General features: G+C 38.7%; 19 protein-coding genes and 1 other annotated feature. Of the genes, 2 read left to right on the top strand and 17 right to left on the bottom strand.

Annotation, left to right across the window (positions count from 1 at the left end):
* Positions 1-90 precede the first annotated feature (90 nt).
* Together J7Q84_RS12350 and J7Q84_RS12355 are read left to right on the top strand one after the other, a co-directional pair.
* Positions 91-1,242 carry an IscS subfamily cysteine desulfurase gene (locus J7Q84_RS12350; protein ID WP_209094872.1) on the top strand — a complete coding sequence of 384 codons (1,152 nt, stop codon included), beginning with the start codon at positions 91-93 and terminating at the stop codon, positions 1,240-1,242.
* Positions 1,235-1,771: a transcription repressor NadR gene (locus J7Q84_RS12355; protein WP_209094873.1), complete on the top strand. Its 537-nt coding sequence runs from the start codon at positions 1,235-1,237 to the stop codon at positions 1,769-1,771. The genes J7Q84_RS12350 and J7Q84_RS12355 overlap by 8 nt, the downstream gene beginning before the upstream one ends.
* Positions 1,772-1,932: 161 nt before the next feature.
* Here J7Q84_RS12355 and pheA read toward each other — a convergent pair whose 3' ends face one another.
* The 17 genes from pheA to J7Q84_RS12440 all read right to left on the bottom strand — a co-directional run bounded on the left by pheA (position 1,933) and on the right by J7Q84_RS12440 (position 16,311).
* Positions 1,933-2,787, bottom strand: coding sequence for a prephenate dehydratase (gene pheA, locus J7Q84_RS12360; RefSeq protein WP_209094874.1), 855 nt, complete (start codon positions 2,785-2,787; stop codon positions 1,933-1,935).
* 175 nt (positions 2,788-2,962) lie between these two features.
* Positions 2,963-4,252 (bottom strand): GTPase ObgE, encoded by a 1,290-nt coding sequence (gene obgE / locus J7Q84_RS12365; protein ID WP_209094875.1) that lies wholly within the window; start codon positions 4,250-4,252, stop codon positions 2,963-2,965.
* A 21-nt stretch (positions 4,253-4,273) separates the two neighbouring features.
* Positions 4,274-4,807: a sporulation initiation phosphotransferase B gene (locus J7Q84_RS12370; protein ID WP_209094876.1), complete on the bottom strand. Its 534-nt coding sequence runs from the start codon at positions 4,805-4,807 to the stop codon at positions 4,274-4,276.
* Between the two features lie 84 nt (positions 4,808-4,891).
* The gene (rpmA, locus tag J7Q84_RS12375) at positions 4,892-5,182 is read right to left on the bottom strand and encodes a 50S ribosomal protein L27 (protein WP_209094877.1); all 291 of its coding nucleotides are present in this window, start codon (positions 5,180-5,182) and stop codon (positions 4,892-4,894) included.
* A gap of 17 nt (positions 5,183-5,199) precedes the next feature.
* On the bottom strand, positions 5,200-5,526 hold the full coding sequence (locus J7Q84_RS12380) for a ribosomal-processing cysteine protease Prp (protein ID WP_209094878.1): 327 nt from the start codon (positions 5,524-5,526) through the stop codon (positions 5,200-5,202).
* Positions 5,527-5,533: 7 nt separating this feature from the next.
* Positions 5,534-5,842: a 50S ribosomal protein L21 gene (gene rplU, locus J7Q84_RS12385; RefSeq protein ID WP_209094879.1), complete on the bottom strand. Its 309-nt coding sequence runs from the start codon at positions 5,840-5,842 to the stop codon at positions 5,534-5,536.
* 14 nt (positions 5,843-5,856) lie between these two features.
* Positions 5,857-5,929 (bottom strand) — a sequence feature (ribosomal protein L21 leader region).
* Positions 5,930-6,019: 90 nt separating this feature from the next.
* Positions 6,020-7,489, bottom strand: a complete 1,470-nt coding sequence (locus tag J7Q84_RS12390) for an Rne/Rng family ribonuclease (RefSeq protein WP_209094880.1) — start codon at positions 7,487-7,489, stop codon at positions 6,020-6,022.
* Positions 7,490-7,554: 65 nt separating this feature from the next.
* A complete protein-coding gene (locus J7Q84_RS12395; RefSeq protein WP_209094881.1) occupies positions 7,555-8,415 on the bottom strand; it encodes a M50 family metallopeptidase in 861 nt (286 codons plus the stop codon).
* Positions 8,408-9,169, bottom strand: a complete 762-nt coding sequence (locus J7Q84_RS12400; RefSeq protein WP_209094882.1) for a M23 family metallopeptidase — start codon at positions 9,167-9,169, stop codon at positions 8,408-8,410. The genes J7Q84_RS12395 and J7Q84_RS12400 overlap by 8 nt, the downstream gene beginning before the upstream one ends.
* A 289-nt stretch (positions 9,170-9,458) precedes the next feature.
* A complete protein-coding gene (gene minD / locus J7Q84_RS12405; protein WP_209094883.1) occupies positions 9,459-10,259 on the bottom strand; it encodes a septum site-determining protein MinD in 801 nt (266 codons plus the stop codon).
* Between the two features lie 2 nt (positions 10,260-10,261).
* On the bottom strand, positions 10,262-10,945 hold the full coding sequence (gene minC / locus J7Q84_RS12410) for a septum site-determining protein MinC (protein ID WP_209094884.1): 684 nt from the start codon (positions 10,943-10,945) through the stop codon (positions 10,262-10,264).
* A gap of 52 nt (positions 10,946-10,997) precedes the next feature.
* Entirely contained in the window at positions 10,998-11,516 is a 519-nt protein-coding gene (mreD, locus tag J7Q84_RS12415) for a rod shape-determining protein MreD (RefSeq protein ID WP_209094885.1), read from the bottom strand.
* A gap of 19 nt (positions 11,517-11,535) precedes the next feature.
* Positions 11,536-12,390, bottom strand: a complete 855-nt coding sequence (gene mreC, locus J7Q84_RS12420; protein ID WP_209094886.1) for a rod shape-determining protein MreC — start codon at positions 12,388-12,390, stop codon at positions 11,536-11,538.
* Between the two features lie 17 nt (positions 12,391-12,407).
* Positions 12,408-13,427: a rod shape-determining protein gene (locus J7Q84_RS12425; protein WP_209094887.1), complete on the bottom strand. Its 1,020-nt coding sequence runs from the start codon at positions 13,425-13,427 to the stop codon at positions 12,408-12,410.
* A gap of 331 nt (positions 13,428-13,758) precedes the next feature.
* Positions 13,759-14,430, bottom strand: a complete 672-nt coding sequence (gene radC / locus J7Q84_RS12430; protein ID WP_481747551.1) for a RadC family protein — start codon at positions 14,428-14,430, stop codon at positions 13,759-13,761.
* A gap of 40 nt (positions 14,431-14,470) precedes the next feature.
* Positions 14,471-15,031 (bottom strand): Maf family protein, encoded by a 561-nt coding sequence (locus J7Q84_RS12435; RefSeq protein ID WP_209094889.1) that lies wholly within the window; start codon positions 15,029-15,031, stop codon positions 14,471-14,473.
* 275 nt (positions 15,032-15,306) lie between these two features.
* Positions 15,307-16,311, bottom strand: a complete 1,005-nt coding sequence (locus J7Q84_RS12440; protein ID WP_209094890.1) for an SPOR domain-containing protein — start codon at positions 16,309-16,311, stop codon at positions 15,307-15,309.
* Positions 16,312-16,504 lie beyond the last annotated feature (193 nt).

Consider the following 16,504-nt stretch of genomic DNA (forward strand, 5'->3'; position numbering starts at 1 on the left):
TAATACTGTCTTGACACCTATATTTACACATATTTAAATTAATGACAAGAACTTTTTTATTCGGCATGTACAGAAAGGGGAGTTTTCTTTATGATATATCTTGATTATGCAGCTACAACACCAATGAGCAATGAAGCATTGCAAACCTACTCGGAAGCTGCAAAGCACTACTTTGGAAACGAGCAAAGCTTACATGATATTGGCTCTACCGCATCTTCTTTACTGCAAACCTGTAAAAAAGCCTTCGCCGGCATGATTAATGGTAGACAAGAAGGAGTGTACTTTACAAGCGGCGGTTCAGAATCAAATATCTTAGCGCTTCATTCTTTACTTACAGCTCATAAAGAAAAAGGAAATCATATTATAACTACCTCTTTTGAGCATGCATCGATTCGAAACTATTTTGCAGAGTTAGAAACACAAGGATTTCGTATCACTTATTTGCCTGTGGATTGCTACGGCCTGCTAGATTGCAGCGAGCTGGAAAGAGCCATAACAGATCAAACGATTTTAGCCAGCATCCAGCATGGAAATTCTGAAATTGGAACCGTGCAAAATTTACAAAAAATAGGGGCGATTTTAAAAGAACACAATATCATTTTTCATAGTGACTGTGTGCAAACCTTTGGCAAGATTTCAATTGATGTACAAAACATGCATATCGACAGTTTATCGGTCTCTAGTCATAAATTGTATGGACCGAAAGGCGTAGGTGCTTGTTATATTAGTCCAAATGTAAAGTGGAAGCCAGCTATTGAAGGAACCACTCACGAAGGCGGGTTCCGTCCTGGCACAGTAAATATACCAGGTATCGCCTCCTTTCTTACTGCCGCACAGCACATGATGCAAAGTATGGATACAGAAGCTTTACGAATCAAGCAATTGCGGCGTATGCTATCGGAAGGACTAGAAAGCCTTCAGCATCCCATAGAGCTTGTCGGCCATCCTGAGCAGTGCTTGCCTTATATCGCTGGAATCATAATAAAAGGCATTGAGGGACAATATACTATGCTAGAATGTAATCGGAACGGTATCGCTATTTCAACAGGCAGTGCTTGTCAAATAGGCAAGCAAGCCCCTTCTAAAACAATGCTGGCTATCGGAAAATCAGCAGAAGAAGCAAAACAATATGTACGTCTTTCATTTGGAAAATACACAACCGAACAAGATATACAAAAAGTACTGACCATATTGCAAACAATGATTGTAGAGTATTTTAAAGGAGTCGTTAATTATGAGTAAAGAGAAAAAAATATTGGGAGAAGAACGGCGACAAGTAATTTTAAAGTGGTTAATGGAAGCAGATAAACCATTGTCAGGAAGTGAGCTTTCTAAAAAAACTCATGTGAGCCGACAAGTGATTGTACAAGATATTTCTCTTTTAAAGGCACGAAATGAACCTATTATGGCAACAGCTCAAGGATATGTGTTTTTAAAACCGCCTGTTCAGCAAAATAAATATGAAAGAGTCATCACTTGCTACCATCCACCAGAGAAAACACGGGAAGAATTAATCCTTCTCGTAGATCATGGTATTACAGTAAAAGATGTTAAAGTGGAGCATCCTATTTACGGAGACTTAACTGCCTCTATTATGGTCAGCAACCGTTATGATGTTGAGCAGTATTTAAAACAAATGAAAGACACTAATTCAACCTATCTCTCTCAATTAACTGGAGGGACTCACCTTCATACAATTGAAGCTGATTCTCTGAGTAAATTAGATGCAGCATGCGATGCGTTACAAGCATTAGGTTTTTTACTTGACTGATTAGAGGCTGGATTTTAAGAATGGGAAAAAGAAGCGCGGATATACATTTCGTGCTTCTTCTTTTCAAGTGATATATACTATCCACTTAGACCTCATTCATCATAAACCAGAGAACATTTAACAAAATTTTAATGCAATAGTCGCGTGAAACAAGATTCCCCCTAATTCAATAAGTAGCATGGATAGCTGCCAAGAACTTGTACAGAACAGCCTAATGCTTCTAACTCCATTTTCACACCAGGCAGCAGTACAGCATCGTAAGCCATGTCCACATCAATTAAAAAAAAGTAGTTGCCAAGTCCTGTTTTCATAGGTCTTGATTCAATCTTCGATAAATTTAATTTTCTCCATGCAAAAGCCGATAATACTTGATGTAATGCTCCGGCGTAGTCTGATGGTAACGTTACCATCAGAGTTGTTTTATCACTGATAAATTTTTCTCGGCTAGCCAATGGGACAGCTGCTTTATGCAGAATAACAAAACGTGTATGATTTTTCTTATATGTATGGATATCAGGTCGAGCAATACATAATGCATATTTCTCTGCAGCAGCTTCATTGGCAATGGCAGCAATCTTTTGATCAGGGTGTTCGCTGACGTATTTTGCTGCTGCACTCGTAGAAGTCATATTTTCAAATAACGCTCCTTTTAATTGCTGATGAAGGAATTTATGGCATTGAGCAATGGCATGCGGGTGAGAATAGACGTGTGTCACCTTGCTCCACTCTGTTTGATGGCATGGATGAACAAGCAAGTGCTGTCGGATCGGCACAATAAGTTCTCCTACAATATACAGTGGCTGCTCATGAATAAGATAATCGACCGTAATATTAACCGATCCTTCAATTGCATTTTCTAAGGGAACAACAGCAAAATCAATTTCATTGCTTGCTGCTGCGTCCATGCACTCCGGGATGGTTGCATATGGTACACTATCTTCATTGAAGAAAAAACGTGTTACTGCAATATTGGTAAATGTCGCTTCCGGTCCTAAATACCCCACTTTATACCTCATATTTCAATCTCCTTTTTTCTTCTACAGTATATTATCACTATTTATATCACGAAATATTTTTCTATTCCATAAAATTTTCTAAATATTACAAATAATATTCAAGAACTTCATATATACTGAGCAATCTAAAGAATCCGTTGTAATTTCTTATAAAAAAAAGACTGCTTCAGCAGTCTTAATCAATAAATTCAAACTCATAATCCATAATTTTAACAATGTCTCCGTCTTTCGCTCCGCGAGCACGCAACGCCTCGTCAATACCCATGTAACGCATCTGACGCGCAAAGCGACGGATAGAATCCTCACGAGAAAAGTTTGTCATCTTAAACAGTTTTTCAAGCTCCGGTCCAGATACCACAAATGTACCATCACTTTCGCGCGTAATCTCAATAGACGGATCGTCTTTTTGAAATTTGTACATAACACGTGTATCTGTATCTTCCTCCTCAACCTGATGAAGCGGGAATTCAGGTGTCGTTTCAAGCAAATCGGATACCGCGAATAACAAGTCACGTAACCCTTCTCGAGTAACAGCAGAAATTGGAAAAACTTTGGTGTTTTGCTCTAGCTTTTCCTTAAATATTCTTAAGTTCTCTTGTGCGTCCGGCATGTCCATTTTATTAGCAACAATAATTTGCGGACGTTCTGTGAGGCGTAAATTGTATTCTTTTAATTCCCTGTTGATAGTGAGATAATCCTCATACGGATCGCGCCCTTCCATTCCAGACATATCGATCACATGTACAATAACCCGAGTGCGTTCAATATGGCGTAAAAATTGATGACCAAGGCCAACTCCTTCATGCGCTCCTTCAATTAGCCCAGGCAAGTCAGCCATAACAAAGCCTCGGTTATCTTCTGTCTCTACTACACCAAGATTAGGTACAATTGTTGTAAAGTGGTATTCTGCAATCTTTGGACGAGCAGCAGACACTACAGAAAGTAACGTAGATTTTCCGACGCTCGGAAACCCTACTAGCCCTACGTCCGCAAGCACTTTCAATTCTAATGTAACATTGCGCTCTTTTCCCGGCTCTCCATTTTCAGCAATTTCCGGTGCTGGATTTGCTGGTGTTGCAAAACGACAGTTTCCACGGCCTCCACGACCTCCCTTTGCAATGACAGCCCGTTGTCCATGAGTTACTAAGTCTGCAATAATTTGCTGCGTATCATCATCAATTACAACCGTCCCAGGCGGTACTTTAACAAGCATATCTTCAGCATTTTTCCCATGTTGACTTTTGGACATTCCATGCTCTCCACGCGTAGCTTTGAAATGCCTTTGGTAGCGAAAATCCATAAGTGTGCGTAGCCCTTCATCTACAACGAAAACAACGTCACCGCCTTTTCCACCGTCACCGCCTGCAGGACCACCCTTCGGCACGTACTTTTCACGGCGAAAGGCAACCATTCCATTTCCTCCATCGCCGCCTTTAACATATACCCTGACCTGATCGACAAACATAGTATCACCATCCTTGTTATATTATTTTCTTTCCTTAAGTTCAATTGATACTTCTTCTTCTGTACAGGTATAGGAAATCTCTAACAGAGTTTCTTCCACATTCGCAAGCCAATGCTCAAGTCTTTCCCTATCTATTAGTTTCCCACGAAAATCAAAAAAGAAACAAACGTCTTTTTCTTTACATTCGATTGTGACACTTAAATGATTTTCCACATATGTATCCAGGCAAAGATTCAATACGTGTATAAATTGTTCTGACCAATTTGTTATAGATTCATCCATGTGCGATACGTTATGTATATGACCGAGCACTTCATATTCTAAAACACAAGGGTGCTTTTCCCAACTGTATGTGAGCAATAATTCCGTAAATAACGGTAATTTCAAGCTCATTAAACGCGCTTCGCTTTGTGATTCTGCAACGAAGCGTTCAATCAGTTCTCCAACCCGCTCCATTTGTCCAAGTGACAAGTGCCCTTTAATCAATTGTAAACGATTCAGCCAGTCATGTCTGGAGTGGCGTAAAGCATCAGTTACAGTCCACTGTTTTTTCATCTCCCCAACCCCTTAGACAGTAATTGGTTTCAATAATATAGAAAAACTCTAACCTGCACTTAGGTTAGAGTTCTCATTGGTTCCTTATGCTTCTTGAGCAACAGGGTATACGCTCACTTGCTTGCGGTCACGACCAAGACGCTCGAAACGTACAACGCCGTCAACTTTAGCAAATAGAGTGTCGTCGCCTCCACGGCCAACGTTCAAACCTGGGTAGATTTTAGTACCGCGTTGACGGTATAAAATGGATCCACCTGATACGAATTGACCATCTGCGCGTTTAGCACCAAGACGTTTCGCTTGAGAATCACGACCGTTCTTTGTACTACCTACTCCCTTTTTAGAAGCGAAAAGCTGAAGATCTAATCTTAACATATCTTACACCTCCTGCATTAATCATTTACTTTTATAAAATCACCGTAGGCTGTTTCAATTGAGCGCAGAGAAATCACCATGCCTTCAAGCAACACCTGTGCTTTTAGAAAAACTTCCTTCTCAAGCTCCGGTAATCGAAACTCTAAAAATCCGCTCTTCATCACAGTATGCTTTTCTGCTGGAATGGAGCATAATGTTTCAATCGCATTGACCGTTCCAACGGCTACGGCTGAAGCACCTGCACATATTATATCCTGACCATGCTCAGCAAAATTGGCATGTCCAGTCATTTTAAATGATTGAATAGTGCCTGATGGCGTTCTTTTTATCGTTGCTTTAATCATTTCAACCTTACGCGTTGATTGCTTCGATTACAAGCTTAGTGTATGGCTGACGATGACCTTGCTTACGACGCATGTTCTTTTTCGCTTTGTATTTGAAAACGATAATTTTCTTAGCGCGACCTTGTTTTTCAACTTTCGCTGTAACTGTTGCGCCTTCTACAACAGGGCTGCCAACTTTTACGTTGTCACCGCCTACGAAAAGAACTTTGTCGAAAGTAACTGTTTCACCTTCTTGAACATCAAGCTTTTCTACGTAGATTGCTTGACCTGCTTCAACTTTAATTTGTTTTCCACCAGTTTCAATAATTGCGTACATAATTGCACCTCCTCATAAGTACTAAGACTCGCCAAACTCAGGTAGACATATGTCTTTTAAACCTGTTTTGCGCGGTTGTAGCATATAGCATAGGTGCTATAAACTATAACATAGAGATACTATCACGAAATGCCGTATCATGTCAACTTATGTTTTTTTCCCTTCTCTTATTTATCCTTAGCTCTCAGCAGGATCTCTGTTTATTTTATTTTTTATTTCATTCTTTGTTCCCAGCTGACGAATCTGATATCCATTAAGACTAGCATCTTCTGTTACATAAATCATAAAGCCAAGCGCTTGTTCCATGCGTTTTTGATGCTCGCCTTCTTTTCCGGTAAATATCTTGAGCACTTCTCCAGTCGCTTCAATCCAAACAGCTTCATGCTCCATTCCTTTCAGTTCCCACAATTCCCGTTCTAAACGATAAGCAATGGTTTCAACTGAAAGAACTCGTCCGTTCCCCCCGCACTCAGTACATTGTTCCATAAGCTGTTCCTGTAAAGAAAGTTGTTTTCTCCTTCTTGTCATTTCCAATATACCAAGAGATGTAAATTGCAATATTCTTACTGCTGCTGAATCATGTTTAAGTGCGTTAATAAGCAGGCTGCGTATCATCTCGCGGCTCCGTTCATCATGCATATTAATAAAATCGATTAAAATCATCCCCCCAATATCACGTAAACGAAGCTGGCGGGCAATTTCTAAGGCAGCGATTTTATTCGTTTTCACTACCGTATCCTGTAAGTTTTGTTTACCGGTAAACTTTCCTGTGTTCACATCAATAACTGTCATCGTTTCTGTTTGTTCAATTAAAAGATAGGCCCCGTTTTCCAGCCATACTACTTTCTTTAATGCTTTCTCCAGCTCTTGTTCCACTCCAAAATAAGAAAAAATATTTTCTTTTCTAGGATAAAAAGATACCTTATCCTCCTGTATACGTTCACGCAACTCTTTAATTACTATCATATCATCTGCAACAATATGCTCAATTGTATCTTCCGGAAGCTGCTTCAATAATCGATCAAGCCATGAATGAGATTCACACACAAGAGCAGGGGATTTCATTGTTTCTTGCTTCTTTTTTATGTTATAAAACTGCGCCTGTAAATGCTCAATTTCAGAAACAATAGAATGCCGCGCCGCTTTTTCGCTGGCTGAACGAAAAATATATCCACCCTCATATGCGGCCCCGATTTTAAGTAATTCTTCTCTTCTTTCTTCATTTGTAATTTTACGCGAAACAGCAGTCGTTTGATCATATGGCATATAAACCACATATTTCCCAGTAAATTCAATCGTTTCTTTTACTTTTGGTCCTTTTGCTTCCATTTGCTCCTTCACAACCTGCAACAGAAGCTGCTGACCTTGATGTACAAGTGAGGTAATAGATGCATATTCTTTTTTTATATCAGGCAATACCTGAAATGCCACTATATCATCCCGATGAAGGTAAGCATTTCTCTCTCCTCCAATATCAACAAAGGCAGCCTGCATGCCTGGAAGTACCTTCACTACTCTACCTAAATAAATATTTCCTATTTTCTGCTCTTGATTTGGTCTATGTATGAAAGTTTCCATTATCTTTTTGTCTTCTACAACGGCAATTCGCTTCTCATTCGATAGCACATTCATATATATTGTTCTCAATCTGTCTTCCTCGCTTTTAATGTTTGTCTCAAAAGTATAAGAAAAGGTTAGTGCTGGCGTCAACACTAACCGATTAGTTCTCCTACTGAGGAGTTTATACGTTTTTCTGTAAAATACGCATATAAAAGCTCATTTTCATCTAACGTATATTGCTCTCGAGCCGCTCCTTGAATGATGATAGAATGCTTATAGCCTCTTCGAAATTGCGTAAAGATATTATATAGCGGTTCTTGTGCTGCGACTACAATAGGAGTAAGTTTACTTATATTCCTTTTATTTCCATAATAACGTTCCAGCAAGAAGCGAATAAAGGTATATTGCCGCTGCTTCCATTCCGTATACATGGAGATTGCAAGAAAACAAGTTATCATCCACATAGTGATATTTGTTGGATTTACTATCGTACTGATACTTATCATTATTCCGAATACAATCCCTGATATATACAGCATAATCCGATGCGCTTGTAAGAAAGGCAGCCAATTCGAAAGAATATTTAATACAATTTTGCCCCCGTCAAGAGGCCAAATCGGCAAAAGATTAAATACCAATATAATCATATTATTCCATAATAACAATTCATACCACTCTGCCTTAAGCCATCCATTCTGAAACAATACAATAGAAACACCAATCATCCACACATGTTGAAACGGACCTGCAAAAAGTACAATCATCTCTTCTTTTAACGGTTTGTTTCCATGCTCCTCCAGCTCAACAACCCCTCCGAACGGGAGCAGCTGAACTTGCTTAATACGCCAGCTATAATAAGCAGCAGCAAAGGCATGCCCAAGTTCATGAATGAAAACAATACCAAATAAAATCAGCAATTCTTTAAAATGAGCTGTCGCCACCCCAATTGCAATAACCACCCAAAACAACGGATGAATTCTCAACTTAGATAACATATCAATATACTTATTCAAAGGAAATCACCGGAATCGGATCAATAAATTTTTCATCCTTCTTTAAAGCAAAGTAAAACTTCCCAGATTTTCCGTCATTACTATTCGCTACCGTCCCTAATTTTTGTTCTTTTTGTACGTATTCATATACCGAAACAGACATATTTTCCAAGTTTCCATACCATGACTCTGTTCCATCTGCATGCTGAATAACAACTGTGTTTCCTAAATCCGGCTTACTCCCTACAAAAATAACAAGCCCTTCATTTACAGCATCTACAACAGCACTAAGTCCAGTCTGGACAAATACTCCCTGTCCATTAGCTTCAAACGTTTGCATAACCTTTCCAGATGCAGGAACCGCATATTCTTCCTTTTGTGTAACCGATTTTTCCTTTTTCTCTGAAGGAAAGAAAGAAAGAGGTTCTCCGAACTGCTGCTTATACCAATCAGAAACAGTTGCAAATTGAAACTCTTTCTTCATCGTATTTGTAACAACTGATCGAGCTTTATCAAAGTCCTCATTTGTATTTTTAAATAGAATAGCTACGAGCAGAACTAAGCACACGGAACACAACAGTTTAAAAAGAAATACTTCTTTTTTGAATAAGGGATGTGTTTCTTTATTATCCTCATCAAAAATGCTTTCACTATCTATGCTGAATTCTTCTGTATACTGCGGAGATGTTACAATATCCGTATACGCTTTACGTTGTTGCTGTTCTTTTCTTTTAGCAATACGCTTTCGAATATCATCGATTCTTTGTTTATCCATTCTTTTCCCTTCCTCTACTTACAGTTTGTACATTTTTATGAGTTGTCCAAGGAAGATATTACTTTTAATTGATACGTAATGATGATAAGTAGAGAACTTTTTATATTGAAATAATCCAGTACCCCTCTTATGACCTCAGTTAAACAGTGTGATTTTGCTTATCGTTTCACTTATCCTTCTTATTTTTCAAATACATGCCTTGCATATATTGTTTATAAAACTGATCGGATGCCTAGCTAACCATTTATTCATTCTACAAAAAAACACTTCGTTACAATAACGAAGTGTTTTAACGTATTCCAAAAAACTTTTTCATTTTTGTCAGTACATTAGGTCTCTCTTTTCCAAAAGCTTGTAAAGGGACAGATTCTCCCAGCAATCGGCGCGCAATGTTGCGGTAGGCAATAGCAGCTTTGCCCTCATTACTTAATGCAACAGGCTCTCCTGTATTTGTCGCTTTAATAACCGCATCATCATCCTCTACTACTCCTAAAAGCTCAATAGACAGCGTACGCTGAATTTCCTCTACATCCAGCATGTCATGATTTTGAAGCATATGACTACGAATACGGTTAATAATAAGCTTTGGCGGTTCTGTATCTTCTTTTTCTAACAATCCGATAATACGGTCTGCATCCCTCATAGAGGATACTTCAGGTGTTGTCACTACAATTGCTTTATCTGCTCCGGCAACTGCATTTTTAAACCCTTGTTCAATTCCTGCCGGACAGTCAATTAATATATAATCAAAATCTTGTCGTAATTCATCGATAATAGCTTTCATTTGTTCTGGAGTTACCGCAGACTTATCACTAGTTTGTGCAGCAGGTAAAAGATGTAAGGATTCACCAAAGCGTTTATCCTTAATAAGTGCTTGACGCAGGGCGCAATCACCACGTACAACGTCAACAAGATCAAATACAATTCGATTTTCAAGTCCCATTACAACGTCTAGGTTTCTAAGTCCGATATCTGTATCAACCAAGCACACTTTTTTACCGGATAGAGCTAGTGCTGTACCGAGATTAGCGGAAGTCGTCGTCTTACCGACTCCTCCCTTACCGGATGTAATAACTATTGCCTCTCCCACAGCTATATAACGCCCCTTTCTACCCTTGTTAAATTAGGTCTGAGATGAGTGAGAAGTTGAACACGGTCTACTACAATTTGATTTTCCTTATTAATGTATGCGCATTCCATTTCATGACCGTCTCCTGTATAATCAGGAGCACGGTTCGTAACATCACTAATTTTCAATTGCATAGGATTCATTAGCGATGCAGCAATAATCGCTTCCTTATTACCGTAATACCCTGCATGGGCAATCCCGCGCAGAGCACCTATTACAAAGATGTTTCCCCCGGCAACCACGGTTCCCCCTGGATTTACATCTCCTATTAATAACAAATCTCCTTTTACTTGAAGCACCTGCCCCGAGCGCACAATTTTGGTTACAGGAACGATCTCTGTTTCTCTCCTCCACTCCAATGCTTGCTCTTTAGACACAACATCACTGTCTATCGAATCCACCACTAAGTTTTTTTTATTTCTAATCAGGGTACGAAGTTCTTCTTCCTGCTGATCTGTTAGAAAACGTCGCCCCACTTTCACATGAACTTCGATAAGTGAGCGTTCTTCAGCACCATAATAGCTTGTTGAAAGCTTTTCATCAAGTTCTGTTAACAGTTCGCCAAAAGAACAAACATCGTCGAGGTGTAATGTTAAACCTTCTTTTGTACCTTTTATTGTTACATATTGCTGCTTTCTTTCTGTCATAATGAAGCTCACCCCATCGATTTAATTCGACATAAAACAGGGAATTCCTCTTTTATTTTTCGTCTCTTGCCTCCTTTAAACGTAACATTTGCTTTCTGAGAGGAAAACAAATAATAAGTAAAAAAATGGCATTGACTATTAGCGTAGGCAGCAGCCGATCTACAAAGAACATAGCTGCCGGCATATCTGTACGCTTCAGCAACATTAAAAACCCATATACATAATACTCCAATGCAGTAATGGTTAGTAAAATGAGCGTGAAGACAATAATCAAGTTAACCTGAAGTACTCTCATAGCATTATAGGCAAAGAACGTCAAAATTGGGTAAGCAAACAAATATACTCCAATGAGCTCTGTATAGACGATATCAAACAAAAAACCGAAGACCAAAGCATAATAAATAGCATGTGTCGGATTATAATAGACCGCAATGAAAAGTAAGACAATGATAAGAAAATGAGGGACAACAATTGAATCTGTTCCAAACGGCCGATACGGAAAAACAGATACAAATATATTTTCACTTATAAAAGTCAAAAACAAAAAGAGCGGAAGAATAATGCGCTTCATATTCAATTCCTCCTCACTTTTACGGTGTTTTGCTGACTTTCGGTATAATACGGTTTACGGCCATAACATGACTAATGTCGTTAAAATCTGCAGCAGGTTTTACATATGCCGTTTGTGTTAATCCGTAATCATCCGGTGTTACTTCTATTACCTTACCAATGACAAGATTGTCCGGAAAAACACCACCTAAACCAGATGTAACAACAATTTGTTTCTTCTCAACTTTTACATCAGATGGTATTTTGGTAAACAACAGCGCTTGTTTTTCTTTGTCGTAACCCTCGATTAATCCGAAAATTCTCGTATCTCCTTGCACCACTGCAGAAATACGATTTGTACGGCTGGCAGAGCTGAGTAATTCAACAGTAGAGGTAAACTGAGAAACATTTTTCACTTTTCCAATTAACCCCTTTGCTGTAATAACAGCCATATCTTTTTCAATCCCCTGCTGTGCCCCTCTATCGATCGATATGACATCTTCCCACTTATCTGGATTTCGTTCAATCACGGTTGCCTGTATGGGCTTAAAATCCCGCATAGACTCTTTCTTGTCCAAAATCTCTCGTAATTCCTGATTTTCTTTTTCTAAGTCTTTTACTTTTACAGAAAGTTCCACATACTCATCTAGCCTTGTTTTTAGCACCTTGTTTTCCTTATATGTACTCTTAATATCCTCTATATCTTGAAAGAAACCCGCGACATATTGTGCGGGTTTTTCAAACAATGATTGTACAGATCCAATAGAGTCCTTTACAAACTGCTCAGGCCAAGTCAGCTTTTGACGATCTTTCAAGGAAATCCCTATTAATGCCACCAAAAGAATGATACTCACTAATAATACAATTAATCTTTTGTTTAAAAAAAATTGTGGCACACTTACACCCTCTTAGCTTAACTTAATTTTGTTTTAAATAAATCAATGTTGTCCAGTGCCTTTCCTGTTCCAATCGCTACACAATCCAATGGATTTTCCGCTACAAAAACAGGCATTTTCGTTTCTTCACTGATCACCACATCTAAATTACGAAGCAGAGCACCACCGCCAGTTAATACTATTCCTCGATCCATAATATCCGCAGCCAACTCAGGAGGAGTTTTTTCCAATGTATTCTTAACAGATTCGATGATAGCGTCTACTGTATCTTTTAAAGCTTCTGCAATTTCTTCTGGTCTTATTAAAACTGTTTTTGGAAGACCTGTAATTAAGTCTCGTCCTCTAATTTCCATCGGCTCGATGCCTTCTGCAGAACCAGCAGATCCAACTTCAAGTTTTAACGCTTCCGCTGTACGTTCCCCAATCATAAGGTTGTAATTCTTTTTAATATATTGGATGATAGACTCGTCCATTTCATCGCCGGCTACGCGAATAGATTGACTTGTCACGATACCTCCCAATGAGATAATCGCTACTTCAGTTGTCCCGCCGCCAATGTCTACAACCATGCTTCCTGTCGGCTCCCATACAGGTAAATTTGCACCAATCGCCGCCGCAAATGGCTCTTCAATCGGATAAGCATCACGTGCTCCAGCCTGACGTGTCGCATCAATTACAGCACGTTTTTCTACTGCAGTAATTCCCGATGGCACACATACCATTACATATGGTTTACGGGAGAAAAAGCCATTTGATTTTTGTGCTTGCTTAATATAATACTTCATCATAGTAGCTGTTGTTTCATAGTCAGCAATAACGCCATCCTTCATAGGGCGTAATGCTACAACATTTCCGGGAGTACGACCGATCATCTGTTTCGCATCGTTTCCTACAGCAACGATATTTTTTGTATCTGTTTGCAGTGCTACAACCGAAGGTTCACGCACTACAACTCCCTTTCCTTTTACATAAACTAAAGTATTTGCTGTTCCTAAATCTATTCCCAGGTCACGTGTAAAACCGCCAATTCCAAACATACGTGTATCTTCCTTTCTAAAACGAAAATACTTTTCATTTTATTCAAAAACTAAACGTTTCATATTTCAACATTTCTTATTGTTAGCTAAACCCTACAAAAAACTCATAAACCACATTATAAAACAAAACAAAAAAAATAGATAGTATAAAATACAGCACTTTTTAATCTATTTTGAAAATATTCCCATATAAAAATTACTCGCGAGCTAAAGCCAATTTTTATTTTATGACTTGTTACTCACTAGGTCAAAAAAAATTATATGCAGACAAATACAGCTAGTTTAAAACCATAGAAATGATAGGGAAAAATGAATCTTCTCTCCTAGGCGTTCAATGAATATATCCTTTTTCCTTTAAACTGACAAATTTATGCTCTCCAATAATAATGTGGTCAAGCAGCTCAATGCCCATCATTTTACCGCATTCAACTAAACGCCTTGTAACCTCAATATCTTCAGGGCTTGGAGAGGGATCTCCCGAGGGGTGATTATGCAGACAAATAATAGAAGCAGCAGAGCGGCGGCATGCCTCCTTGAAGACTTCGCGAGGGTGTACTATAGAAGCGTTTAAGCTCCCTATAAATACAGTTTGCCGATGAATAATTTGATTTTTTGTATTTAAATATAGACAAATAAAATGCTCTTGTGTTAAAAATCGCATTTCTTCCATCATATATTTGGCACAGTCTTCTGGGTTACGAATGCTGTATCTTTGATCATATTGAAGACGAACCATTCTTCTCCCAAGCTCAAAGGCCGCAAGAAGCTGTGCTGCTTTGGCTTCTCCTACTCCTGGCAAGTCTGTAATTTCTTCTACTGCGGCATCTTTTAACAGCCGTAATCCGTCAAAATGATGTAAAATACGATTTGCTAATGTAAGAACCGATTCATTTTTTGAACCGGTTCTCAATAAAATCGCTAATAATTCTACATTAGATAAACTGCCTGCTCCTTCAGTAAGCAGACGTTCTCTAGGACGATCATCCTTCGGAACGTCTCGAATAAGAAATGAATGAGTGGTCACTTTCTTTTTCTCCTTTCTCTTAAAAGCCGAACTTCCTTAGTTCCCGAATGGTTCTAGCTACAGGCAGCCCTACAACAGAATAATAATCCCCAACAATTCGTTTCACAAGTGAAGCCCCGAAGCCTTGGATGCCATAAGCTCCCGCCTTGTCAAACGGCTCTTTGCTTTCGATATAAGTTTGGATTTCATGTTCTAACAGCTCCCAAAATGTAACCTCTGTCCGTTCAAAAAATGTTATAGTTTGCAGCGGAGAAATAATAGCAACTCCTGTGTACACTTCATGAGTTTGACCGGACAACATTCGTAGCATCGCTTGCGCTTCTTCGGTGTTTTTAGGCTTTCCTAAAACATGAGTACCGTATGTCACAATTGTATCAGCTCCAAGAACTATATCATGAGGAAAACGGCGACCTACATCCGATGCTTTTTGCAGGGCGAGTGACATGACCGTTTCATGCGGGGGAGCATGTTCATCAATGATTTCTTCTACTTCACTTACATAAACCTCAAAGGACAGACGAAGATTTTCGAGAAGTTCCTTACGACGCGGTGAGCCTGAAGCTAGGATAAGACGTTGCATGTTATCACCTTTCTTTTTTCGTTTTAACAGGAAGATACACAAATATCCTATCAAAAGTAAACAAAGCTAACAAATTTACAAAATATGATTTTCAATATGTTTTTATAAGGTTTAAATACAGCTAAACCCGGCACATAAACTACTCTAACAAAGAAAAATAAACCTATTCTTACTAGGAGCACCTGTATACAAACTATATGGACAAAGCGGCTCTCTCAAAATTAGTACAAAGTGAACCTTCTCTCTTATAGCTAAAACAAAAAAAGCAATGCTTTTTAGTGCTCCAGTATTTTAGATGCGACTTCTTCATATGCAGCAAAACCATCAAGCAAGAACTGCTGCAATTCTAAAAAATCAGCTTCACTTTTCGATTGTTTGTATGCTGCTAAAGCATTATAGGACAACGTACTGTACCCTAAAAATTTTTTAATTTCTCCTTGCTTGATTTCCTTACTTTGGCTCGAAAGACTCTTAAATTCATTTTGAAACTCGTCCCATTTTTGTTGACTTATCTTTCCACCCGAATAAAGAATGGAAGCAGCTTCAATCATATGTGTAAGAAAACTATTTCCTGCAGCAATTGTTTCCGCTTGCTTCTCATACTCCTTACGAACTGGTCCACCCGTTGTAGTCATGTTTTTCTCCCAAATGCTTATGCCCTTCTTTTTATAAGTGAGTTCTATAGCTTTAGCCGTTTCTTTTTCATTGAAAATCCCTATTAAAACCAGCATCTTATCTCCCGTCTTCATGATTGTTGCCGGTAGCCCTTGCTGCTTGATTTCTTGTAACGATTGATCAGCCTTCTCCATTGTCGTAAATGCCCCGCCTTGAATTATACGGAGAGAAAACGGTTCAATGGTTCGAACGGAACCTGACTTAGAGGATTCTGTTGCCGGAACCGCTGCTGATTGTTTTATCTCCTTTACAGAATTTTGGGAAGAGATTTGAGAGGCTGTTCTTTCATTTCCTCCGATTACATGTAATACAATAAACCCAAACCCGGTACCAAGAAGAGAAGCAGCTAAAATAATAGCCGTTATTTTCTTGCCTGCACCTCTCTCTTTTTGATGGATGAGACGAGGAGATGATTTTTCATGTTCATTTTTATGATAGAACGGAACCACATTACTATATTTCTTCTCTGCTACAGGCAGTACCCATTCAAAATCGGCTGTCTTAACAGCTCTCTGATTTTCCTCTTCCTCTTTGTTTACGTCTTCTGAAAAATTCTTTTCTACTCCGTTCAGCTTGACAGATATTTTCCTTGAATGCTTGTCCATATGCTCAGCTCCTTTACTGTATTCCGTTCAATTCATTGGTAGCATCGTAGCACATATAAGGAAAAAAATAACAAGATATTTGTCATCGCACTTTATAAGGTTTTCGTCAATTTCCTTTATCATTCCCAATGATTCTTTCTAAAGTTTGTACTATATGTATTCATTCCTTCCTTCTCCTAGAACTCCATCCTCC

It is taken from the genome of Bacillus sp. 165 (assembly GCF_017742235.1).
Lineage (GTDB): Bacteria > Bacillota > Bacilli > Bacillales > Bacillaceae_G > JAGHKQ01.

Coding starts and splice junctions, on each gene's coding strand:
- pheA (WP_209094874.1), bottom strand. CDS start 2,787: ATGAGGTATAAAGTGGGGTATTTAGGACCGGAAGCGACATTTACCAAT.
- J7Q84_RS12400 (WP_209094882.1), bottom strand. CDS start 9,169: ATGGATAAACAAAGAATCGATGATATTCGAAAGCGTATTGCTAAAAGA.
- obgE (WP_209094875.1), bottom strand. CDS start 4,252: ATGTTTGTCGATCAGGTCAGGGTATATGTTAAAGGCGGCGATGGAGGA.
- rpmA (WP_209094877.1), bottom strand. CDS start 5,182: ATGTTAAGATTAGATCTTCAGCTTTTCGCTTCTAAAAAGGGAGTAGGT.
- J7Q84_RS12355 (WP_209094873.1), top strand. CDS start 1,235: ATGAGTAAAGAGAAAAAAATATTGGGAGAAGAACGGCGACAAGTAATT.
- J7Q84_RS12440 (WP_209094890.1), bottom strand. CDS start 16,311: ATGGACAAGCATTCAAGGAAAATATCTGTCAAGCTGAACGGAGTAGAA.
- J7Q84_RS12350 (WP_209094872.1), top strand. CDS start 91: ATGATATATCTTGATTATGCAGCTACAACACCAATGAGCAATGAAGCA.
- mreD (WP_209094885.1), bottom strand. CDS start 11,516: ATGAAGCGCATTATTCTTCCGCTCTTTTTGTTTTTGACTTTTATAAGT.
- J7Q84_RS12425 (WP_209094887.1), bottom strand. CDS start 13,427: ATGTTTGGAATTGGCGGTTTTACACGTGACCTGGGAATAGATTTAGGA.
- minC (WP_209094884.1), bottom strand. CDS start 10,945: ATGACAGAAAGAAAGCAGCAATATGTAACAATAAAAGGTACAAAAGAA.
- J7Q84_RS12370 (WP_209094876.1), bottom strand. CDS start 4,807: ATGAAAAAACAGTGGACTGTAACTGATGCTTTACGCCACTCCAGACAT.
- J7Q84_RS12435 (WP_209094889.1), bottom strand. CDS start 15,031: ATGCAACGTCTTATCCTAGCTTCAGGCTCACCGCGTCGTAAGGAACTT.
- rplU (WP_209094879.1), bottom strand. CDS start 5,842: ATGTACGCAATTATTGAAACTGGTGGAAAACAAATTAAAGTTGAAGCA.
- J7Q84_RS12380 (WP_209094878.1), bottom strand. CDS start 5,526: ATGATTAAAGCAACGATAAAAAGAACGCCATCAGGCACTATTCAATCA.